This is a genomic window from Arthrobacter sp. Soil736, from assembly GCF_001428005.1.
Lineage (GTDB): Bacteria > Actinomycetota > Actinomycetes > Actinomycetales > Micrococcaceae > Arthrobacter.
The window spans coordinates 170,151-192,430 of the sequence record NZ_LMSB01000012.1; the positions used below are offsets into that span (position 1 = coordinate 170,151).

Below are 22,280 nucleotides of genomic sequence, written 5' to 3' on the forward strand. Positions count from 1 at the left end.
CGTGCACAGCCTGCACACAGACCAGTGAAAGTCTCCGGCTAGCTCCGGGCGGGAGAGTGGACGCATAAGCCCGATCCGCCTGGAGGAAACCACCATGATCACGTACCGTCCCATTGCGCCGTTGACTGTTGGCAGCGGAACGCTCCGCTCGATTCTTGCCGCCATGGCTGCTGCCGCCTTCCTGGGCACCGCGGCCTTCGGCGCCGAAGCCACGCAGGCAGGCACGGAGGTGCGGGCGTGATGGCCGTTGCCGTGGCCGCGGCGTCCGGCGCTGCCTCCGGCCTGGACGGGATCTCCCGGTGGGTTGTCGAACGTGATGGAGGCGGTCGGCGCGCCGGGGGTCGGATTCGTCGTCGCCCTGGAGAACCTGTTCCCGCCCATCCCGAGCGAGGTTGTCCTTCCGCTGACCGGCCTCACCGCCAGCCGCGGCGGCTTCACCCTTCTGGAAGCGATCTTCTGGACGACTGCCGGATCGCTGCTGGGCGCGTACGTGCTCTACATCCTGGGCAGATGGCTCGGGCGGGACCGGACGCGTGCGCTCATCGGCAGGATTCCCTTCGTCGCCGTCGAAGACGTCGACAAGGTGGAGGCGTGGTTTGCCCGCCACGGCTACAAGGCGGTCTTCCTCGGCCGGATGGTTCCGCTCTTCCGGAGCCTCGTTTCCATTCCCGCCGGCATCGACCGCATGCCGCTCCTGCCCTTCCTGGGGCTGACCCTGGCCGGGAGCCTGGTGTGGAATTCGGTGCTCGTGCTGGCCGGATACTTCCGGGCGAGAGCTGGCCGCTGGTTGAGCAGTACGCCGGTGTGCTTCAGGGCGTGGTGATTGCCGCGACGGCGGCACTGGTTGCCGTGTTTGCGGCCGGCAAGGTGAGGAAGGCGCGCAGCAAGGCCGGCGCCTAGCCGGCGGGCACAACCCGGAGCCAGGCGTAATCCTGCGGGCGCAGGACGATCCCCTCGTCGATCCGGACCGTGGCTCCGGAAAAGAGGTCCAGCGCCTCGGCGGCGAATCCGGACAGCGTCTCCGCCGTGACCACCTGCAGATCGTCGCTGAAGTTGGCCAGGGCAAGGATGCGGGTACCGTCACCGGGGCGCTGGTAACCCAGCACGCTGCGGTTGTTCGTGGCGAACGGAAGGAGGCGCGTCCCGGCAAATTCCGGAGTGCCGGAGCGCAACGCCGTCATCCGCCGCAGCCCGTCAAAGACCGCCCCCTCCGGAGTGGTCGCGTCAGTCCGCTTCGAGTATCGCTCGGCAGGGAACTGCGGCCGGTGCACCCAGCGGCTGTCGGCCTCGTGGCCGTCCTCCATAGCGTACTGGTAGTCATTGAGCTGCCCCACTTCGTCGCCCAGATACAGCAGCGGGATGCCGCCGGAGCTGAAGGCGACCGAGTGGGCAAGCAGGATCCGGCCGATCGCCTCGGGCGAGCCGTCCTCCAGGCCGCAGAGGGAGGCCGTTGTCCCTGAAATGCGGCAGTCTCCCGTGCGCGGGTTGTCCTGGAACGGGACACCCTGGGCGAAGCTTCCAGGGAACCGGTTGACGTAGAAGGAATTCAGGAACCGCCGGTGGTCGTAGCCGTTGATTCCCAGCTCGGCGGCGTCTTCGTCGGCGAACGTCCACCCGATGTCGTCGTGGCTGCGGACGTAGTTCACCCAGGAGGTGCCGTCCGGAATGTTGTGCCTCCGCTCCAGGGCCTGCGCGAGCAGGCCCACGTTCCGGGTGGCCATGGCCTCCCAGATCAGCGCCATCTGCAGCGGGTTGTACGAGAGCTGGCACTCGGCCGGATCGATGTACAGCGCCACTTCGTCCGGGTGCACGATCGCCTCGGACTTGAAGAGCAGGGACGGCGCGGCCAGCCGGCAGACGGCGTTGAACGCCTGCAGCAGGGTGTGGGCCTCCGGCAGGTTCTCGCAGGAAGTTCCCAGCTGCTTCCAGATGAAGGCCACGGCGTCCATCCGCAGGATGTCCACGCCCAGGTTGGCGAGGAAGAGCATCTCTCCGGCCATGGCGCGGAAGACTTCAGGGTTGGAGTAGTTCAGGTCCCACTGGAACGTATGGAATGTTGCCCAGACCCACCGCCCGCCGGGCAGCGGCACAAACGAACCGGGGTGGTCCTCCGGGAAGATCTCGCGCACGCTCTGCTCGAAGGCGTCGGGCATGGCGCGGTCGGGGAACATCCAGTAGTAATCGCTGAAACGCAGGTCCCCCTCCGCCGCCTTCCGTGCCCACTCGTGCTCATTGGAGGTGTGGTTGAAGATGAAGTCGACCACCAGGCTGATGCCGTTGGCCCGCAGCTCGGCGGCCAGCTCACGCAGCTGTTCCATGGTGCCGAGCTTGGGGTTGACCTCCCGGTAGCTGGAGACGGCGTAGCCGCCGTCGGACAGCGGCTCGGGGGCCAGGAACAGGGGCATAAGGTGCAGGTACGTGAGGCCGAGTTCCTTGAAGTAGGGAATCCGTGCCCGGACGCCCTCAAGGTCGGCCGCGTACCGGTCCACGTAGCAGACGCCGCCGAGCATGCGGTTGGACTGGAACCAGTCGCTGTTGCCGTCCCGCTCTGCGTCCAGGACCTTCAGGTCGCCGGGCCGGTCCTTCCATGAGCGGGCCGTCTCCACCAGGAGTGACGTCAGATGTTCCTGCCAGTCCGGCCGCGAGCCGTAGAGCGAGTGGAAGAGGCGGAACAAATCAGGGAAGTGACGGTCGAAGCGCCGCTCGAAGTCTGTCCAGTCCGGGTCCCCTTGCCGGATGCCTGCCCGCTCGGCAGCGACGCTGAGCAATTGGACGGATGCCTCGTCCAGACTCGCGGATTCAACCATGAAGAGGGTCCCCTTTGACGATTTTTCGGCAGCCGGCGGCGCCCGGTCAGTTCACATCCTTACAGATGCACTGACGGCTGCCCATAGAGCGGCGCCATGTTTCTCGCGGTGCCAATGTGCTGACGCCGCGGGCGGGCGCAGGGTAGGTTGTCCCCATGGCCAGCGAACAGACCATCCTCACCGTCGACGGACCCAACGGCCCCCGGGACATGCGGATCTCAAGTCCCAGCCGCGTCCTCTGGCCGGAACTGGGCCTGACAAAGCTGGATCTCGCCCGCTACATCGTTGACGTCGGGGATGCCTTCATCGCGGCTAACGGTGACCGGCCGGTATCGCTCCAGCGGTTTTCGGACAACGTCGACGGCGAGCAGTTCTTCTCCAAGAATCCGCCCAAGGGGACGCCGGACTTCATCCGGTCCGTCAAGGTGATCTATCCGAGCGCGCGTTCGCATCCCCAGCTTGTCCTGGACGAACCTGCGGCCGCCGTGTGGGCGGTGCAAATGAACACCGTCGTCTTCCACCCGTGGCCCTCGCGTGCCGAAAACTCCGACAACCCGGACCAGCTGCGCATCGACCTTGACCCGCAGCCCGGCACGGACTTCGACGACGCCGTCCCCGCGGCCCTGGAGCTGCGGAAAGTGCTGTCGGAGGCGGGGCTGAACGCGTTCATCAAGACGTCCGGGAACCGCGGGCTCCACGTGTACGCCCCGATCGAACCGACGCGCGAGTTCCTGGACGTGCGCCACGCCGTGATCGCCGCCGCCCGGGAGCTCGAACGGCGGATGCCGGAGAAAGTCACCACGAACTGGTGGAAGGAAGAGCGCGGTGAGCGGGTATTCCTGGACTTCAACCAGGCCAATCGCGACCGCACCATTGCCGGCGCCTACAGCCCTCGCGCCCTCGCCCATGCCCCCGTCTCCTGTCCGATCACCTGGGACGAGCTCGAGAGCGTCAATCCGAAGGACTTCACCATCCTCACGGTGCCGGAACGGCTGAAAACGGTGGGGGATCCGTGGGCCGGCATGAATGCGGATCCGGGCACCGTTGACCAGCTGCTGGAGTGGTGGGAGCGCGACCTCAAGGACGGACTGGGTGAGCTGCCCTTCCCGCCGGACTATCCGAAGATGCCGGGCGAGCCGCCCAGGGTGCAGCCGAGCCGGGCAAAGAAGCCGGAGTAGTTCGGCCGGCTCCTATTCAAACCGCGACGGATCGCCGGTTCCCCGGCGCACCACCTCGGCGACGCCGCTCGAGAAGTCGACGACGGTAGTCGGCTCCGCGCCGCAGTCGCCTGAATCGACGACGGCGTCCACCACATGGTCAAGCCGCTCCTTGATTTCCCAGCCCTGCGTGAGCGGGTCCTCCTCGTCCGGCAGCAGCAGCGTGCTGGAGAGCAGCGGTTCCCCCAGCTCGGCCAGGAGGGCCTGCACGAAGTTGTGGTCCGGGATGCGCACGCCCACGGTTTTCTTCTTCGGGTGCAGGAGCCGCCGCGGCACCTCCTTGGTGGCCGGCAGGATGAACGTGTAGCTGCCCGGCGTCACGGATTTGATGCTGCGGAACACGTCGTTGCCGATGTTCACGAACTGCCCCAGCTGGGCGAAGTCGCGGCACACCAGCGTGAAATGGTGCTTGCTGTCCAGTTGGCGGATGGTCCGGATCCTGTCCAGCGCCTCCTTGTTGCCCAGCTGCGCGCCGAGGGCGTAGCACGAGTCCGTGGGGTAGGCGATCAGGCCGCCCGAATGGAGGAGGTCCACGATCTGGGAAATTGCGCGCGGCTGTGGGTCCTCGGGGTGAACATCAAAGTATCTCGCCATGCCAAGAGCCTACGGCCCGGCGGCTGTTCCCGCACTCATCCCACATGCACCCAGGGGCGCTTCGTGACGTCGGGCTCGGCCTCCCGCAGCACTTCGCGGGTGACCGGCGCGATCTCGCCCTCACCCAGGAACAGGAAGCGCAGCAGGTTCTTCACGGGGTTTCCCTCGGTCCAGCGGAAGTAGATGTGCGGCATCAGCCCCGTGACATCCCGGATGTGCAGCAGCACGGAGGCGATGGTGTTGGGCACCACCGGCCCGTGGACTTCCAGGACCCGGTAGCCGTGCCGGACCACTCCGCGCACCTGCAGATCGGTCTCGAAGTCGGAGGAATCGTCCACAATGACTTCCAGGAACAGCGCCTCATAGTCGACCGGCAGGTGGCTGACCTCTATTGCGGACGTCAGCTTCTGCCGGTAGGCGTCGGCGGTCAGCCGCAGGGGCTCGTGGGCGATGATGCCGATGGGGCCGTTCTCGTCTGCCGCCACGAATTCCAGGGCCGTCCTGTCCAGGCGGACATGGGTGGCGTGGAGTTCGAAGGACCGCCCGATCCTGGACAGCAGCGAGATGACGATGATGCCCACGATGAAGAACCCGGCGATCCGGATTCCTTCGGGCCGCTCCACGATGTTGACGATGGTGGTGTAGATGAACACGAGGGCGATCAGGCCGAACCCGAAAGTCCGTTTTCGCTGCTGACGGCGGCGGGCCGAGAGCGCTACGGCAACGGCCGCCGATGTCATCAGCACCAGGACGCCGGTGGCGTACGCACCGCCCTGGGCGTCGACGTCGGCCTCAAAAAGGATGGTGACCAGGAACGCGATCACGGCGAACACCAGCACCAAGGGTCGGACGGCCTTGGCCCATTCGGGCGCCATCCCGTAACGGGGGAGGTACTTGGGAACGAGGTTGAGCAGGCCTGCCATCGCCGACGCCCCGGCGAACCAGAGGATGGCGACGGTGCTGATGTCGTAGACGGTGCCGAAGCCGGACCCGAGGTATTCGTGGGCCAGGAAAGCCAGGGCACGGCCGTTCGCCTGGCCGCCGGGCTCGAATTCGGGGCCGGGAATGAGGGTCACGGTGATGAAGCTGCTGGCAATCAGGAAGGCGCTCATGATCAGCGCCGCCGTCGTCAGCATGCGGCGTGTTCCCTGGATGCGGCCGGCAGGGTTTTCCGGGGTGTCGGTCACGTGGCCGCGGATCTGCGGCATGACCGCGACGCCGGTTTCAAAGCCGGACAGACCGAGTGCCAGCTTGGGGAACACCAGCAGGGCGATGCCCACGGCAAGGACCGGATTTCCGTGGGAGGTGGCCAGGGCCTGCCACCAGTCACCGACGGCGGCCGGATGGGTCAGCGTTTCGACGGCGGCCCTCGCCACCACGATGACGTTCAGGCCCAGGTACACCGCCACGAGCACGACGGCGATGCCGATCGCCTCCTTGAACCCGCGCAGGAACACTGCGGCGAGCAAAGCCAGCAGGACGAGCGTCACCAGAACTTCCTGCCCGTGCAGCCAGCCGGGGGAGTACGGGTTCTGGACGAGGTGCGCTGTCGCATCCGCGGCGGACAGGGTCATGGTGATCATGAAGTCCGTGGCCGCGAAGCCAAGCAGCACCAGGACGAAGAGTTTGCCGCCCCACCGGGGCAGCAGCCGCTCGAGCATGGCGATGGAACCCTCGCCGTGGGAGCTCTCGCCAGCGACCCGCCGGTACACGGGCAATGCCCCGCAGAGCGTGACGGCAACCAGGACGAGGGTGGCGAGCGGAGAAATGACCCCGGCCGCGAGCGCCGCGATGGCTGGCTGATAGCCGAGCGTGGAAAAGTAGTCCACCCCGGTCAGGCACATGACCTGCCACCACGGGTGCCTGCGCTCGTGCGCCGCGGCCAGTCCGCCGGGCCCCTGGTGGGATCCCTTGCTGTCTTGCAGGCCCAGGAGCAGCCAGCTTTTGAGTCGCTCCTGCCCGTTGGGCGGGAGCGCCGAGGGGTCCGCGGGCGGACGGGTCATCGTTGTCATGGGGCCTTTCAGCGCGCAGCACGGCGCCGCGGGCACAGCCGAACGTAGCACCGGACCATCGGGGCCCGCCCGGTTTGGGCGGTATCTTGACGGATCCTTAACGCCGGTGTGAGGCACCCCATACCGGCGGCTGCCCATCGGCTGAACCGCCGGGGCCAATGAGCGTGCACTGGTGAAAGAATGGCGTCATGGCACGGGAACGGATTGTCATTGGCTTGGCCGGTGGCGGCGAGGGGGAGATCCTGATCCGCCGTGCGGCCAGGCTCCTCGGCGCCTCCGGGGACGGGGAGCTGATCGCGGTGCACGTCCGTTCCGCCGGCGGCGTCGCCGGCGAATCGCCCCAGGCCCTCGAAGCCCAGCGCCGGCTCATAGTTGAGCTGGGCGGCAGCTACCACACCGTCGCGGCGCCGGAACCCGCCCGGGCACTCCTCGAGTTTGCCGCGAACGTCGGCGCCACCCGGATCGTCGTTGGCCAGGCCCGCAGCAAGCGGATGGCCGCGCTCGTGTCCGGCGGCGGCGCGGAGGCCCGGATTGTCCGGGGAGCCGGCGACATCGATGTCCAGGTGGTGCCCCATCCCCAGGCCGGCCGCGGCACGGGCAGAACAAGGCAGCGGGATCTCGGCCGGGTCCGCGTGGGCGTCGGGTTCGCCCTCGCAGCCGCGGTTCCCGTCCTCATGCAGCTGCTGCTGGCCGCCTTCGACCACAGCGTGGCCACCGCCGTCCTGCTCCAGCTTGCCGGCGCCGTGGCCGTCGCCCTGGTCGGCGGCCTGTGGCCGGCCGTCGCCGGCGCGCTCTGGAGCAGCCTGCTGGTCAATTACTACTCGACGCCGCCCCTGGGCGACCTCGCCATCCACGACCCCCAGGACCTGCTCTCCCTTGGCGTGTTCGTCGGAGTGTCCGTGGCTGTGGCCGGTGTGGTGGACCAGTCCGCCCGCCGCTCCAAGGAAGCCGCCCGTGCCCGGGCCGAGGCGGCAACGCTGGGCGACCTGACCCGCGGCGCGACCCGCTCGGAGGACACCGTGGCCAGCCTGCTGGAGCAGGCGCTGGACGTCTTCGGGGCGCGTGCGGCGGCGGTATTCACCGGCACTGGCGGGTTCGCTGCCGCAGCCGGCTCAAGTGCCGCCGGCAACCTTGCCGGCGGCCACCGCACCCGGGGGAACCCGGGGGACGGCGCAGACCACAACGTGCGGTTGCTTGCGAGCGCCGGGGAACTGACGGAACGGGAGCGCGAAGGCCGGGACTTCGCCGGCCACACGGTGGAACCGATCGACGGCGCCACCTGGCTGGTGCTCTTCGGCCGCACGGTGCCGGCCGCGGAAAGCAGGCTGCTGGGAGCCTTCGCGGTGCACGTGATGGCCCAGCTGGAGCGCCAGCAGCTGGCCGCCAGCCGGCTGGAGGTTTTGCGGCTAGCAGAGGGGAACACGATGCGCACAGCCATTCTGCGGGCCGTGTCCCATGACCTGCGGACGCCGTTGGCGGGAATCAAGCTGGCCGCGGGCGGTCTCCTGCAGACGGCAGTCACGTACACGCCGGGCGAACAAAAAGAGCTGCTGGAAACCATCGATGAATGCACCGACCGCCTCGACGTCCTCGTGGGGAACCTCCTGGACATGTCGCGGATTACCGCCGATTCAGTCCGGCCGCTGCTCAGGCCGGTCCGGTGGTTTGAGGTGCTTCCTCCGGCCCTGCGCGGCCTGCCTGCCGGCACCGTCCGGGTGGACCTGCCGCCCAACATGCCGGCCGTGGACGCCGACCCGGGCCTGCTTGAACGTGTCATCGCCAACATCGTTGAAAATGCCGTCAAGTACGCGCCGGGGTCCGACATCACTGTCGCCGGGGCCGCCGGAGGCCTCAGCACGGCCACGCTGGACGGTCATCCCTCCGGCGAGCTGAGGATCATTGATCACGGAAACGGCGTGCCGGCCAGCAACGTGGTGGCAATGTTCCGGCCGTTCCAGCGCCTCGACGACATTCCCCAGACCACCGGAGTGGGCCTGGGCCTGGCGGTTGCCAAGGGATTCGTCGCCGCGATGGGCGGGAGCCTGACGGCGCAGGAGACCCCCGGTGGCGGCCTGACCATGGTCATCCGGCTGCCGCTGTCGACCGGCATCTCCACCGGAGCGGGCTCCGGTGGCCCGGTCTCCGCCACCTCCGCTGCTGCGGCGCCCGGCGGAACAGCGGACCATCCTGCGGAGGCCGCCCCGTGACCGGCATCCTCGTGGTGGACGATGATCCCCACCTGCTGAAGGCCCTGCGGATCACCCTGCAGGCGCACGGATACAGCGTGGAAACCGCGCCGGACGGCCGCTCGGCGTTGCTGGCGGCCACCCGCAACCCGCCCGGCCTGGTGGTCCTGGACCTCGGACTTCCCGATATGGACGGGGCAGCCGTGCTCAGGGAACTCCGCCGCTGGAGCAGTGCGCCCGTGCTGGTGCTGTCGGCGCGGCACGGGTCAGCCGACAAAGTCGATGCCCTGGATGCCGGGGCGGATGACTACATCACCAAGCCGTTCGGCCTGGAGGAACTCCTGGCCCGGCTCCGTGCGCTGCTGCGCCGTGCTCCGGACACCGCAGAGGCACCCACGGTCACCACGGCGGAGTTCACCGTGGACCTCGGCCAGCGGGTGGTCACCCGGAACGGCGAGTCGGTGAGGCTGACCCCCACCGAATGGAGCATCCTGGAACTGCTGGTCCGCAACCCCGGAAAGCTCATCACGCAGCAGCAGATCCTGTCGACCGTGTGGGGTCCTGCCTACGCGAAGGAAGCCAACTACCTGCGGGTCTACATCGCCCAGCTCCGGCGCAAACTCGAAGCGGACACCGGCAATCCGCGCCACCTGCTGACCGAGGCCGGAATCGGCTACCGCTTCCGGCCCTGACACTGCCGGGCATCCCGGGGAACCCCTATGAACACGAGTCGGATTGGGGCAACATGTGTAGTGTTTCAGTTCCGCCACACAAGTTCCGCCGCATAAGGAGAACCGATCGTGTCCACACTGCTTAACCCGTACATCAGCTTCCGTGACAATGCCCGTGAGGCCCTGAACTTCTACCAGTCCGTTTTTGGCGGCCAGCTGGCGCTGAGCACCTTCGCGGAGTTCCACGCCAGCGAGGACCCGGCCGAGGCGGACAAGATCATGCACGGGATGCTGACCTCGGACAAAGGCTTCGTTCTCATGGGGGCTGACACTCCCAGCTCCATGGACTACTCGCCCGGAAACAACATCTCCGTGTCGCTCAGCGGAGAGGACGAGGGCGAACTGCGCGGCTACTACGACAAGCTGTCCGGCGATGGCGGCACCGTCACCGTCCCGATGGCAACGGCGCCGTGGGGCGACATCTTTGGCATGTGCACTGACAAGTTCGGCATCGCGTGGCTGGTCAACGTCAACGCCCAGGGCGGGCAGGCGGCTCCTGCTTCCTAGCGATCCGATCGAGGTCATGGGGGCGACGGTCCTGTCGCCGTCTCCGGCGAGGCAGCGGTAGGGTTCCTCGGCCGCTGCCCGTCCCTTGAGGTGCGTGCGGGGCGGTGCGACTATGGACGGGTGCAGCCCATTCTTGACTTCATAGGCCACTTCTGGTGGCTCATATTTCCGTTGAGCGGAATCGTAGGCGGCTGGAGCAAGGCGTGGTCGAACGCAAGCGAACGCCGGCACCAGCGCAGGATGGAACTCTACCGGCTCCGGAACCAGGCACTCTCCGCGGAGCAGGCAGGTGAAGCCGAGGTTGCTGCGCTGCTGGCCGCACACGATGACGTCAACCGGCGCTGGCTGGACTACGAGCTGGACGTGGGTAAGCTCATCGACTTTCCGGTCATGACGGATGTCCGGGAACCCCTCACGGTGGCGTTTCTGCGCGCCAAGCGGGAAGCCGACGGGCTGCGGCCTGCAGATCCTGCCGGCTTGGGCAGCAGGACGCGCCTGGACGAATACCGCGCCGCTGTGCGCAATTTCGAGGTCGCCTTCGACATCGCTGAGCGGGAAGCCCGGCGCATCAGGGACAGCAACTTTTCGGCAGACGAACGCCAGAAGCTTGCAAAGGCACGGAAGCTGCTGCGGATCGCCGAAGATGACGCTGCCACTCCCGCCGAACGGCAGACGGCGTACAAACGCGCACGGCACGAGCTGGAGGGCCTGATTGTGCTGCCCGATGCGACTCGGGCAGCACTCGAGGAGAAAGTCGCTCGGATGCTCGGGGCAGGGCCGACGGCCGCGACGTGAACGGCGGTGGGACCCGGACAGCCGTGCGGCCTGAACGTGGGTTGCCGGCCTAGCCCGGCGGCGTCCAGACCCACTCACGGATCTCGGGAAGGTCCTCAAAGTGCTCGCGGATGTACTCGGCATGGGCGTCCAGCTGCCGGTTGCAGTGGTCCGTGAGCGCTTCTGCGCCGGGAAGCTGCCGCGGCATCCGCCGGAGCGCCTCCACGGCCAGGTGGTAGCGGCTCATGCGGTTGACCACCACCATGTCGAACGGCGTGGTGGTGGTTCCCTGCTGGCTGTACCCGCGGACGTGGAAGCGTTCCGGGTTCGGACGGCCGTGCAGCAGCTGGTGGAACGAGCGGGCGTAGCCGTGCCAGGCCACAATCACATCGCAGCTGTCCGTGAACAGCGAACTGAACGTCCCGTCGTCGAGACCGTGCGGGTGGGTGTCCCTGGGCGGAAGGACCATGGCGTCCATGACGTTGACCACGCGCACCCGGGCGTCGGGGACGTGGCGCTGAACGAGCCACGCGGCCGCCAGCGTCTCCTCGGTGGGGATGTCCCCGGCACAGGCGAGGACGATGTCCGGGTCGGCGGTGTCGCCCGGGTCCTCATTCCCGGCCCAGGCCCAGCGGGATGCCCCGGCGTCGGCATGGGCACGTGCTTCCTCGAGGGTGAGGTACTGGGGGTGGGGCTGCTTGTCCACCACCACGAGGTTGACGTAGTCCGTGCTGAGCAGGACGTGCTCCGCCGCAACCAGCAGAGTGTTGGTATCCGGCGGGAGGTAGATCCTGGTCACTTCACCCGACAGGGAAAGCACGGTGTCGATCAGGCCCGGACCTTGATGGCTGAACCCGTTGTGGTCATTTCGCCAGCACGTGGACGTCAGAAGGATGTTCAGGCTCGGAACAGGTGAGCGCCATTCGAGTTCGCGGGCGTGCTGCAGCCACTTGGCGTGCTGGACGGTCATGGATGCGCTGACCATTGCGAACGCCTCGTAGCTGGCGAAGAACCCGTGCCTTCCGGTCAGCAGGTAGCCTTCCAGCCACCCCTGGCACAGGTGCTCGGAGAGTACCTCCATGACCCGGCCGTCTGCCGAGACATGATCATCCGCGGCGTCACTGCCGCGGGGCGGGAGGAGGAGGCACCGGTCGGTGGCCTCGAACACGGCGCCCAGCCGGTTGCTGTTGGTCTCGTCGGGGCAGAAGAGCCGGAACCGGGGGTTGTCCTCCGTGTTGCGGTAAAGGTCCCGGAACAGTTCGCCCAGGGGTTTGGTGGTCTCGCTGCTGGTGGAGCCGCGTTCGCCGGGGTGGGCGGCATACCGCCCGAGGTCGGGGATCACGAGCGGGACGGACGGCTGGCCGTTGGCCGGGGGCACTGCTCCCATCCGCAGCCGGCCCTCCGGCGCGAGGGCTGCCAGTTCGGGCACGAGCCGGCCGCCGTCGTCGAAAAGGGTTTCCGGCTTATAGGAACGCATCCACTGTTCAAGCAGGGCCAGGTGCTCCGGATTGTCCTTGACGCCGGAGAGGGGCACCTGGTGGGAGCGGAAGGTTCCCTCGACCGGGTTGCCGTCCACGGATTCCGGACCGGTCCACCCCTTCGGTGTCCGCAGGATGATGGCGGGCCAGCGGACAGCGTCCGCGGTGCCGCCGCTGCGGGCCTGCTCCCGGATTCCCCGGATGGCGGCATACGCGCCGTCCACGGCCGAGGCCATCGCCCGGTGGACGGGACCGGGCCGGTCCCCGGAAACCGTTACCGGGTCCCAGCCGTGCGCGCGCAGCAGGGCTTCCACGTCGTCGTCGGAGCGGCGGCCGAGCACTGTGGGTCCTGAGATCTTGTGTCCGTTGAGGTGCAGAATCGGCAGGACGGCGCCGTCCCGTGCCGGGTTGAGGAAGAACGGCGCCCCCCAGGATGCTGCGAGCGGCCCGGTTTCCGCCTCGCCGTCCCCAATCACGCAGGCGGCGATCAGCCCGGGGTTGTCCATGACCGCCCCGGTGGCGTGCATGAGCGAATAACCCAGCTCGCCGCCTTCATGGATGGAGCCCGGGGTGGCAGGCCCCACATGGCTGCCCACGCCGCCGGGAGTCGAAAATTGCCGCGCCAGCCGCCTCAGGCCGGCAACGTTCTGCCCGACGTCCGGGTAGATCTCGGAGTAGGTGCCTTCGAGGTAGACGTTCGCCACCACGGACGGGCCGCCGTGTCCCGGGCCCGCGACGAACAGGACCTCCGCGGACGTCCTCCTGATCAGCCGGTTGAGGTGCACGTACACGAGGGACAGGCCCGGCCCGGTTCCCCAGTGCCCCAGCAGCCTCGGCTTGATGTGGCCCGGCTCCAGCGGCTCCCTGAGCAGCGGGTTCTCCTGGAGGTAGATCTGGGCCACGGTCAGGTAGTTCGCCGCAGCCCAGTACCGGTTCAGCAGCTCAAGGTCTTCGGCGGAGATTGCCTGGCCTGCCTCGGTGTTGCCCATGCAAGTGCCTCTCGTCGGTACTGCTACAGCGCTGACGGGCACAGTCTACTCGGGAGGAAATGGGCGCGATCCCGGAATCCGCACGGTGGTTGAAAGGCGTCGGAGCCCGGGGCGTAAGGCCCTTACGCCCGCAGCGTCCTGCGGAGGAGAATGAAGGTATCAGCGGTCTTTCGGCCTGCTGGTCACGGGGCTGTGCGATGAAGCAAAGCAGTGCGATGGAGCAGAGCAGGTTTCCGAAATGAACAAACCAATCGTCGTCGGCGTCAACGGGTCGGCCGGCAGTGAGGCCGCAATGGCGTGGTCCCTCAACCGTGCAGCCCGGCTCAAGCTTCCCGTCATCGCCATGCATGCCGTGGATGACCGGCGGATAGCGCTGGAATTCCAGTACCACGAGGTGATCAAGGAATCTGCCCTGCAGCTCCTGCGGCAGGTGCAGCAGGACGCCGCCAGTCAGGCACCCGGCGTCGACGTCGAGATCCAGCTGCGGCATGGCGGCACCGCGTTGGCGCTGAAGGAGATGTCCAGGGACGCGTCCATGCTGGTCATCGGATCACACGACAGGTACTGGGCCGACGGCGGGCCCATGACCGACCGGGCGCTGCAGATTGTCACCGCCTCGGACAGCCCCGTGGCGGTCATTCCGCACGCCCCGGTGGCGGAACGGCGGGGAGTTGTTGTGGGCGTGGACGGCTCTGAGGAGTCGAGCCAGGCCGTTGCGCTTGCTGCCGCCGAGGCAGACCGCGAAGGGGACGAACTGACAGCGGTGCTGGCCTTCCGGCACCCCGCCAGATGGGTCCAGCGGGGACTGCCGGCCAGCAAACTGGCCGAGGTCATGGAAGAGGAAGAGAAGGTTGTTCTGGCCGAAAGCGTGGCCGGGCTGGGGGACAGGTACCCGGACCTCGTGGTGCACCAGCGGCTCGAAAGTGACACGGACCCGGCCAAGGCGCTCGTTGAGATCGCGGCGGATGCCCGGATGTTGGTGATCGGCAGCCGGGGACGGGGCGGCTTCAGCAGGCTCATGCTCGGCTCGACGGCGCACGCGGTCCTGACCCGCGTGCCGTGCCCCACGGTCGTCACCAGAGTGCGTAAGGTCCACCACGAGGAGTAGCGGACTGCCGTACGGCAGCAATGCGTAGCCGCCTCAACGGGGAGGTGGTTCGTGTTGCTGCCTGCCGCGTGAACCTGCCGCCTAAGTGAAGGCGGCCCCTTGCCTGTCCGGACACCCGTTCCGTAGCGTGGGCCGCAGAATCGTAGTGTGGGCTTCCGGAGGGAACGCCGTGGGAAATGTCTCACTGTATCTGGACGTGGACGGCGTGGTGTGTCCTTTCGGCGCGACCGGCGGAACGCCGTGGGGCACCGCCTGGCGGTACGCGTACGCCGGAATGCTCGAGGTGGCGTACGCGGTGGAGCTGGTGGAGGACCTGAACCGGCTGGTACCGGTGCCTGGTCTGAGATGCGTGTGGCTGACCAGCTGGGAGGAGCTGGCCCCGGCCATCCTCTGCCCGGCCACGGGACTCAACGGCAGCCGGTGGCCCGTGCTCACCGCGGACGGCGCGGGAAGCGGCGCGGAGTGGTGGAAGCTGGAAGCCATCCAGGCCGACGTGAGCATAACCGGTCCTGAGCGGATCATCTGGGTGGACGACCAGCTCGCCTACGAGGGCCGGGCCCAGGCCTGGGCGCGGATTCTGGGAGCGCGGGCCCTGCTGGTGTCACCCGACCCGCGGACCGGCCTGTCGCCGCAGGAGCTCGAGGCCATCCGGATCTTCGCCCAAGGTCCGCCGTGACAACACCCGCGCCGGATCCCGCCGGGCTGAGCCCGCAACCAGGTTGAGTGCGCAGGTTTGACCTCATGGCCAAGGCGCGTACGATCTATAGGGTTTCAAGCCCGTTCTGCAGCTTTGCAACTCCCGCCGTATTAACTTCCGGTGAACTATGCTGTGCAGGCAGGGGAAGTGGAACCGCTGAACGTCGACTCTGCAGATTGGGCAACAGGTGGATATCACCTTCATGGTGGCGCTGGTCATTGCGCTGGCATTATTTTTCGACTTCACGAACGGTTTTCATGACACCGCGAATGCGATGGCCACGCCCATCGCCACGGGTGCCATCAAGCCGAAGACTGCAGTTACCCTGGCGGCGATCCTGAACCTCGTGGGAGCGTTCCTGTCCACAGAAGTGGCCAAAACGGTTTCCGGCGGCATCATCCGCGAAGGCTCCGACGGCGTCCAGATAACACCGGACATCATCTTTGCCGGCCTCATGGGCGCCATTCTGTGGAACATGATCACCTGGCTCAAGGGGCTGCCCTCAAGTTCGTCGCACGCACTCTTCGGTGGACTCATCGGGGCCGCAATCGCGGGCATTGGGTTCAACTCCGTGAATCTGGAGACCCTCCTCCAGAAAGTCATCCTTCCGGCAGTGTTTGCCCCGCTCATCGCCGGGATCGTTGCCTACGTCTGCACGCGCCTGGCCTATGCCCTGACCTCGCGGCATGATCCGGAGACCGGCAGCAAGCTCACCCAGAAGCGCGGGGGCTTCCGCACCGGCCAGATCTTCACTTCCAGCCTCGTGGCCCTCGCTCACGGAACCAATGACGCGCAGAAGACCATGGGCATCATCACGCTGGTCCTCATTGCGGCCGGCAGCCAGCGTCCCGGCTCGGGTCCGCAGATCTGGGTCATCGCCTCCTGCGCCTTGGCCATAGCCGTGGGCACGTATGCCGGCGGCTGGCGCATCATCCGGACAATGGGGGCAGGGCTGACCGAGGTGAAGCCCGCGCAGGGCTTCGCAGCGGAGACCAGCACGGCGTCCGCCATCCTTGCTTCGTCACATCTGGGCTTCGCGCTGTCCACCACGCAGGTGGCCTCCGGGTCCGTCATCGGATCGGGGATGGGCCGCAAAGGCACGTCCGTCCGCTGGGGCATGGTCGGGAAGATCGCCCTCGGCTGGCTCTTCACCCTGCCCGCCGCCGGCATCGTGGGCGCCCTGACTGCGCTGCTCGTCAAGACCGGTGTTGTGGGCGTGGTCATCGCCGCCGTTGCGGGCACAGGCGCCGTGCTCTACATGTTCCTGGTTTCCCGCAAGTCCCAGGTCGGCCACCACAACGCCGTTGAAGTCGAGGAAGCCGGGCAGGCCGTCCGCTTCGCGAAAAAGAAGGCCCTCGCCAGGGCGCGCGCCAAGGCAAACGAGTCAAAGGATACACAGCGATGAAGTGGTTGGAACTCCTCACCGTAGGCGGAGCCACGCTGGTTTCCGCAGTGACGGTAGTGGTCCTCTATTCCCTCGGCGTACGCCTCACCGCCATTGCCGGCGACCAGCGGACCACGGCGCCCGGCTGGCTCCGCTCGCTGGCCTACACGTGCTTCGCCGTGTGCAGCCTCGCAGTGCTGTTCGGGCTCTACCTGATCATCCCGTACTTCAGCGGCTGACCGGCCCCGGCCGGGGTGCGAACGCCGGGAACAACGCTGGGAACGCGGAACCGGAATCGCTAGGCTTGGGCCATGTCCAGTGTCCAGTATTACGTTGCGTCCTCCCTCGACGGCTTCATCGCCACCCCGGATGACGATCTTGCGTGGCTGCTGCAGTTCGACGGCTTCGAAGGCGGCAAGGAAAGCTACGAAGCCTTCATGTCCGGCATCGGCTGCATCGCCATGGGCGGGACCACATACCAGTGGCTCATGGACCACGAACCCGATAACTGGCCCTACCCCGGTACGCCCTGCTGGATCTTCACGCACCATGAGTTCGCTGCTCCGCCCGGCGCCGACATCGCGTTCGTGCGCGGCGACGTCAGCGAATTCATCGATGACCTCAGGAAGGACGCCGCCGGCAAGAACATCTGGGTGGTGGGCGGCGGCGACCTTGCCGCCCAGTTCGCCGGCGCCGGGCTCCTGGATGAACTGATCGTCTCGGTCATCCCCGTGGTGCTCGGTGACGGGAAGCGGTTGCTTCCCCTGAAAGGCCCGACGCCGCCGCTTGAGCTGGTGGAATCGCGCACCCAGGGGCGGGGGATCGTGGAGCTCCGGTACCGTTTCGGCCCCGTCCCAGGCAACGCCGTCCCAGGCTAAACGCCGTCCCAGCTAAGCCGGGGCCTGGCCGGGACGGGGTTTCCGCCCCGGCTAGCCCCTACGCGCTGATGTCCCGGATGAGGTTGGTGATGCGGGCCGTCGACAGCCGGCGGCCCTGCTCGTCGGTGATGACGATCTCGTGCGTGGCGAGCGTGCGCCCCAGATGAATGGCCGTGCAGGTCCCGGTCACGGTGCCGGCCGCGATGGCCCGATGGTGGGTCGCGCCAACCTCGATGCCGAGTGCCTGGCGCCCGGGTCCGGCATGCATTCCGGCCGCAAACGAGCCCAGCGTTTCCGCGAGCACCACGTGCGCACCGCCGTGAAGGATTCCTGCCACCTGGGTGTTCCCTTCCACCGGCATGGTGGCCACCGTCCGCTCGGGGCTCATTTCCAGGAACCGGATCCCCATCTTCACCACCAGGGCGCCGACGCCGAACTCGCCGAGCCAATCATGGAGGTGTTCGGGGATCCCGGCGTCGACCAGCTCATCCTTGAACCGCGCCTCGTCGGCGGACCGGGCGGGCGTGAAATTGTCCATCATGCCAACTAGGCTGGCACCTGTGAGTGAAACTACCAAACCGGCCCCTTTCCCGTCCGCAAGCGAAACACTGCAGGAAGTCGCGGTCCCTTCACCGGCCAGCCGGTCGGTCTCGGCAACTGAAGCCCCTGTCATTCCCCTGACGGACCAGCCACGCCTCCTGGTGCTGGACGGGCACTCCATGGCGTTCCGGGCCTTCTTCGCCCTGCCGGCGGACAAGTTCTCCACTGCCAACGGGCAGCACACCAACGCGATCCATGGTTTTACCTCCATGCTCATCAACCTGATCAAGGAACAGAAGCCCACCCACGTCGCCGTGGCCTTCGATGTCTCGGATGAAACCACCCACCGCAAGGCCGAGTACAGCGACTACAAGGGCGGTCGGAACGAGACGCCGCGGGAGATGAGCGGCCAGATCGACCTCATCGACAAGGTCATGCAGGCGTGGGGCATCAAGACCATCAAAATGCCGGGCTATGAAGCTGACGACATCCTGGCCACGCTCGCCGCCATGGGGGAGAAGGCCGGTTACGAGGTGCTCCTCGTCACAGGCGACCGCGACGCCTTCCAGCTCATCACCGACAACGTGTTTGTGCTCTACCCCCGGAAGGGCGTCAGCGACATTCCCCGGTTGGACGCTGCCGCCATCCAGGAGAAGTACTTTGTGACACCGCCGCAGTACTCGGACCTCGCCGCCCTGGTGGGGGAGTCCGCGGACAACCTCCCCGGCGTTCCCGGCGTCGGACCCAAGACGGCGGCCAAATGGATCAACCTGTACGGCGGGCTGGAGGGGGTTCTGGAGCACCTCGACGCTATCGGCGGCAAGGTGGGGGACGCCCTGCGCGAAAACGTGGAGGACGTCAAGCGCAACCGGCGGCTGAACAGGCTCCACACTGATCTCGAGCTCCCGGTGACGCTGGACGAACTCGCGGAACCGCGGCCAGACGAGGCAGCCCTGGAGCAACTGTTCGATGACCTTGAATTCAAGACCATCCGCACCCGGCTTTTTGCCCTCTACAGCACTGAAGAAGTGGAATCGGCTGAGCGGGAGGGCATCGAGACACCGGACTTCGTGACCCCTGCCGGGGCAGCCGAGCTGAGTGCCTTCCTGGCGGCAGGCGCCGGCCAGCGGTCGGCCGTCGCCGTCGATGTAGTACCGGGACGGATCGGCGAGGATGCCGCAGCGCTGGCGATCGTCCGCGACGGCGCCGCCGCCTACATCGACCTGGCCGGCCAGGACGCCGACGCCGAGAACGTGCTGGCGGCCTGGCTCCGGGACGGAAATTCACCGAAGGTGATGCACGGGTACAAGGCCGCCCTGAAGGCCCTAAACGCCCGTGGCCTGGAACTGGAGGGCGTGGTGGATGACACCTCGATCTCCGGCTACCTCATCCAGCCGGACCGCCGCACTTACGAGCTCGCGGAACTGGCCCAGCACCACTTGAACATCTCAATCTCCTCCGAGACGGCGAAGGCCGGCCAGCTGGAACTGGCGTTCGACAGCGACGACGACTCCGCCGCGGCGGGCGCGCTGGTCCAGGTCGCCGCCGTCGTTCATTCCCTGAGCCGTTACTTCGAGTCGGAACTGAAGGAGCGGAAGGCCGAGGACCTGCTGACCACCCTTGAGCTGCCTGTCAGCCGGGTTCTCGCCGACATGGAACTCGCGGGAATCGCCATCTCCATGCCGCTCATGGAGGATCAGCTGGCGGACCTGTCCAAGGTGATCGACAACGCCCAGGAGCTGGCCTTCGCCGCGATCGGCCACGAGGTCAACCTCGGTTCGCCGAAGCAGCTCCAGACCGTCCTGTTCGACGAACTCCAGCTGCCGAAAACCAAGAAAATCAAGTCCGGCTACACCACCGACGCCGCGTCGCTCAAGAACCTGCTGGAAAAGACCGGGCACGAATTCCTGGTCCAGCTGATGGCGCACCGCGAATCGTCGAAACTGCGCCAGATGCTGGAGTCGCTCAAGAAGTCCGTCACGGAAGACGGCCGGATCCACACCACCTACGCGCAGAACGTGGCAGCGACGGGCCGGATCTCCTCCAACAATCCGAACCTGCAGAACATCCCCATCCGCAGCGAGGAAGGCCGGCGCGTCCGCGGCATCTTCGTCGTCAGCGAGGGCTACGAGTGCCTGCTGTCCGCGGACTACTCGCAGATCGAAATGCGCATCATGGCCCACCTTTCGGGGGATGCCGGCCTGATCCAGGCCTACAAGGACGGCGAGGACCTCCACCGGTTCGTGGGCTCCAACATCTTCCATGTGCCCACTGACCAGGTGACCAGTGCCATGCGCTCCAAGGTCAAGGCCATGTCCTACGGCCTTGCCTACGGGCTGACCTCGTTCGGCCTCTCCAAGCAGCTGGAGATTTCCGTCGACGAGGCCCGGACCCTCATGAAGGACTACTTCGACCGGTTCGGCGCCGTGCGCGACTACCTCCGCGGCGTGGTGGACCAGGCCCGGATCGACGGCTACACCGCCACCATCGAGGGGCGCCGCCGGTACCTCCCGGACCTCACCAGCACCGACCGCCAGCTGCGCGAGAACGCGGAGCGCATTGCGCTGAACTCTCCCATCCAGGGATCGGCGGCGGACATCATCAAGCGCGCAATGCTGGGCGTGCACGCCGAGCTGGCTGCCCGGGGACTCAAGTCGAGGATGCTGCTGCAGGTCCACGATGAACTGGTGCTCGAAGTGGCCAAGGGCGAGCGTGAGGTCGTTGAGAAGCTCGTGACCGAGCAAATGGGCTCGGCCGCGGACCTGAGCGTGCCGCTGGACGTCCAGATCGGCGTCGGACCCAGCTGGTACGACGCCGGACACTAATAAATTCAGGATGCGCAGGGCGCCATTTGCAGGCGCCTTGCGCAGGGCGTTGATCCGGGTTCAATTCGTTCGGGTTCAATTCATTTCGGTTCATTTCAGTCGGGTTCAAGGGGGAGCAGCACGTGGCAGACAGGTATGAGATCAGGCGATTCAGGGCGGCGGACAAGGGCGCGCCCGGCTACGCCCAAGGGACCGACTGGATTCAGGCCGTGGGCTTCGGCTTCCACGACACCCGCCGGAATGACGAATTCGTGGACAAGATCATGGCGATGTACCGGCGGGATGACCGTGAGCTGACGGGCGTCTACCAGACGGGCCAGGCCGCGCCGCATTCCCTGGGCGCCAACGTTCCCGTGGCCACGTTCGGCACGCTGCGCAAGGACCTGAACGTCGGCTACGGCCGCCAGCTCCGGACGCACATGGTGACGGCGGTGACGGTGCGCGGAACGCACCGCCGCCAGGGCCTCCTGCGCCGCATGATGACTGAAGACCTCACCGCGGCGAAGGCGGACGGGTTGGCGATGGCGGCGCTGACCGCATCGGAAGGCTCCATCTACGGCCGCTTCGGCTACGGCGTGGCAACGTTCGAGCGCAGCGTGAAGGTGGACACCGGGCCCCGGTTCGGCCTCCGGCACGTGCCTTCAGGGTCCGTGGAGATCGCCGACCGGAAAGTCCTGCTCGAACTGGCCCCTGAAGTGTTCCAGCGCGTCCACCGGCACACGCCGGGGTCCATCGTTCGGCAGGACGCCTACCGGCAGAGCGTGTCCGGAAGTGTTGGCCGTGACGGCGCGGAAGACGAAGCCATCAAGTGCGCCCTGCACTACGACGCCGACGGAGCCGTGGACGGTTACGTCTCCTACAAGTTCGCCGGCTGGGACACCAAGCCATACACGGTGGAAATCGTGGACCTCGTGGCAGGAACGGATGCGGCGTACCTGGAGCTCTGGCAGTTCCTCGGCAGCATCGACCTCATCCAGCGGGTCAGCTGGGCGGATGCGCCGGTGGACGATCCGCTGGCCTGGGCGCTTGAGGACCCGCGGTGTATCGAGTCCTCGGACCACCGGGACATGCTCTGGCTGCGGATCCTGGACACCGCAGCGGCCCTGGGTGCCCGGCGCTACTCGGCGGACGGAACGCTCGTGCTTGAGGTCAGGGACGCCCTCGGTTTTGCCGGGGGCACGTTCATCGTCGACGTCAGCGGCGGGGAAGCGAACGTCGCAGAAGCTCAGGCGGGCTCGGAGCCGGACCTGTCGATGGACGTGGCCGACCTCGGCTCGATCTATCTGGGGGCCGTCTGTCCCGTGACCCTGAAAGCCGCCGGCCGGATCACCGAACACGCGCCGGGAGCTGCGCTGAAAGCGCGGCTCATGTTCGCCGTCGAACGCTCGCCGCACTGCCTGACGCATTTCTGACGGCGTTCCGGCAGGTCACAGGCCTCCTGGGTAGCCGCGGCGCTTTGACCGGCGTTGGCGAGTGCGACTAGAATAAACGGGCGTGTACTAGGTGCACGTATCTAAAATCCACAAAATCAGGATGGCCCGGCAGATCCTCGT

19 protein-coding genes are annotated in these 22,280 nt (G+C 67.0%); 14 read left to right on the forward strand and 5 right to left on the reverse strand.

The features are described from left to right. The first annotated feature begins 94 nt into the window (after nt 1-94). Together ASG92_RS28235 and ASG92_RS09190 are read left to right on the forward strand one after the other, a co-directional pair. Nucleotides 95-241 (forward strand): hypothetical protein, encoded by a 147-nt coding sequence (locus ASG92_RS28235; protein ID WP_157372160.1) that lies wholly within the window; start codon nt 95-97, stop codon nt 239-241. A 75-nt stretch (nt 242-316) separates the two neighbouring features. Next, nucleotides 317-823, forward strand: coding sequence for a DedA family protein (locus tag ASG92_RS09190; RefSeq protein ID WP_346762987.1), 507 nt, complete (start codon nt 317-319; stop codon nt 821-823). 73 nt (nt 824-896) lie between these two features. On the opposite strand, the gene ASG92_RS09195 is transcribed toward ASG92_RS09190, so the two are convergent. Further along, nucleotides 897-2,807 carry an amylosucrase gene (locus ASG92_RS09195; protein WP_056626993.1) on the reverse strand — a complete coding sequence of 637 codons (1,911 nt, stop codon included), beginning with the start codon at nt 2,805-2,807 and terminating at the stop codon, nt 897-899. A gap of 155 nt (nt 2,808-2,962) precedes the next feature. On the opposite strand from ASG92_RS09195, the gene ligD reads away from it, so the two are divergent. Further along, nucleotides 2,963-3,985 carry a non-homologous end-joining DNA ligase gene (ligD, locus tag ASG92_RS09200; protein WP_056626994.1) on the forward strand — a complete coding sequence of 341 codons (1,023 nt, stop codon included), beginning with the start codon at nt 2,963-2,965 and terminating at the stop codon, nt 3,983-3,985. Between the two features lie 12 nt (nt 3,986-3,997). Here the strand turns inward: ligD and ASG92_RS09205 are convergent, their stop codons facing one another. After that, entirely contained in the window at nt 3,998-4,618 is a 621-nt protein-coding gene (locus ASG92_RS09205) for an L-threonylcarbamoyladenylate synthase (protein ID WP_056626995.1), read from the reverse strand. 35 nt (nt 4,619-4,653) lie between these two features. Beyond that, the gene (locus ASG92_RS09210; protein ID WP_056626997.1) at nt 4,654-6,630 is read right to left on the reverse strand and encodes a hypothetical protein; all 1,977 of its coding nucleotides are present in this window, start codon (nt 6,628-6,630) and stop codon (nt 4,654-4,656) included. 188 nt (nt 6,631-6,818) lie between these two features. On the opposite strand from ASG92_RS09210, the gene ASG92_RS09215 reads away from it, so the two are divergent. From ASG92_RS09215 to ASG92_RS09230, 4 genes are all read left to right on the forward strand, one after another. Further along, nucleotides 6,819-8,837, forward strand: a complete 2,019-nt coding sequence (locus tag ASG92_RS09215) for a DUF4118 domain-containing protein (RefSeq protein ID WP_082579406.1) — start codon at nt 6,819-6,821, stop codon at nt 8,835-8,837. Next, the gene (locus ASG92_RS09220) at nt 8,834-9,508 is read left to right on the forward strand and encodes a response regulator (RefSeq protein WP_056626998.1); all 675 of its coding nucleotides are present in this window, start codon (nt 8,834-8,836) and stop codon (nt 9,506-9,508) included. Before ASG92_RS09215 ends, ASG92_RS09220 begins: the two co-directional genes overlap by 4 nt. 108 nt (nt 9,509-9,616) lie before the next feature. Further along, entirely contained in the window at nt 9,617-10,054 is a 438-nt protein-coding gene (locus ASG92_RS09225; protein WP_056627000.1) for a VOC family protein, read from the forward strand. Between the two features lie 120 nt (nt 10,055-10,174). Next, complete coding sequence (locus ASG92_RS09230) at nt 10,175-10,849, forward strand: hypothetical protein (RefSeq protein ID WP_056627003.1); 675 nt, start codon at nt 10,175-10,177, stop codon at nt 10,847-10,849. Between the two features lie 49 nt (nt 10,850-10,898). On the opposite strand, the gene ASG92_RS09235 is transcribed toward ASG92_RS09230, so the two are convergent. Further along, entirely contained in the window at nt 10,899-13,295 is a 2,397-nt protein-coding gene (locus tag ASG92_RS09235) for a phosphoketolase family protein (RefSeq protein WP_056627005.1), read from the reverse strand. A gap of 238 nt (nt 13,296-13,533) precedes the next feature. On the opposite strand from ASG92_RS09235, the gene ASG92_RS09240 reads away from it, so the two are divergent. The 5 genes from ASG92_RS09240 to ASG92_RS09260 all read left to right on the forward strand — a co-directional run bounded on the left by ASG92_RS09240 (nt 13,534) and on the right by ASG92_RS09260 (nt 17,362). Beyond that, a complete protein-coding gene (locus ASG92_RS09240; RefSeq protein ID WP_056627007.1) occupies nt 13,534-14,403 on the forward strand; it encodes a universal stress protein in 870 nt (289 codons plus the stop codon). A 169-nt stretch (nt 14,404-14,572) separates the two neighbouring features. Then, nucleotides 14,573-15,079, forward strand: a complete 507-nt coding sequence (locus ASG92_RS09245; protein WP_157372161.1) for an HAD domain-containing protein — start codon at nt 14,573-14,575, stop codon at nt 15,077-15,079. Nucleotides 15,080-15,287: 208 nt separating this feature from the next. Next, nucleotides 15,288-16,505 (forward strand): inorganic phosphate transporter, encoded by a 1,218-nt coding sequence (locus tag ASG92_RS09250; RefSeq protein ID WP_056627011.1) that lies wholly within the window; start codon nt 15,288-15,290, stop codon nt 16,503-16,505. Beyond that, nucleotides 16,502-16,723 carry a hypothetical protein gene (locus tag ASG92_RS09255; RefSeq protein ID WP_056627013.1) on the forward strand — a complete coding sequence of 74 codons (222 nt, stop codon included), beginning with the start codon at nt 16,502-16,504 and terminating at the stop codon, nt 16,721-16,723. The genes ASG92_RS09250 and ASG92_RS09255 overlap by 4 nt, the downstream gene beginning before the upstream one ends. 72 nt (nt 16,724-16,795) lie before the next feature. Beyond that, a complete protein-coding gene (locus ASG92_RS09260) occupies nt 16,796-17,362 on the forward strand; it encodes a dihydrofolate reductase family protein (RefSeq protein ID WP_056627014.1) in 567 nt (188 codons plus the stop codon). 58 nt (nt 17,363-17,420) lie between these two features. On the opposite strand, the gene ASG92_RS09265 is transcribed toward ASG92_RS09260, so the two are convergent. Then, a complete protein-coding gene (locus ASG92_RS09265; protein ID WP_082579407.1) occupies nt 17,421-17,903 on the reverse strand; it encodes a hotdog fold thioesterase in 483 nt (160 codons plus the stop codon). 19 nt (nt 17,904-17,922) lie between these two features. On the opposite strand from ASG92_RS09265, the gene polA reads away from it, so the two are divergent. Next, the gene (polA, locus tag ASG92_RS09270) at nt 17,923-20,727 is read left to right on the forward strand and encodes a DNA polymerase I (RefSeq protein WP_200951925.1); all 2,805 of its coding nucleotides are present in this window, start codon (nt 17,923-17,925) and stop codon (nt 20,725-20,727) included. Nucleotides 20,728-20,849: 122 nt separating this feature from the next. Then, nucleotides 20,850-22,139 (forward strand): GNAT family N-acetyltransferase, encoded by a 1,290-nt coding sequence (locus ASG92_RS09275; RefSeq protein ID WP_056627018.1) that lies wholly within the window; start codon nt 20,850-20,852, stop codon nt 22,137-22,139. Nucleotides 22,140-22,280 lie beyond the last annotated feature (141 nt).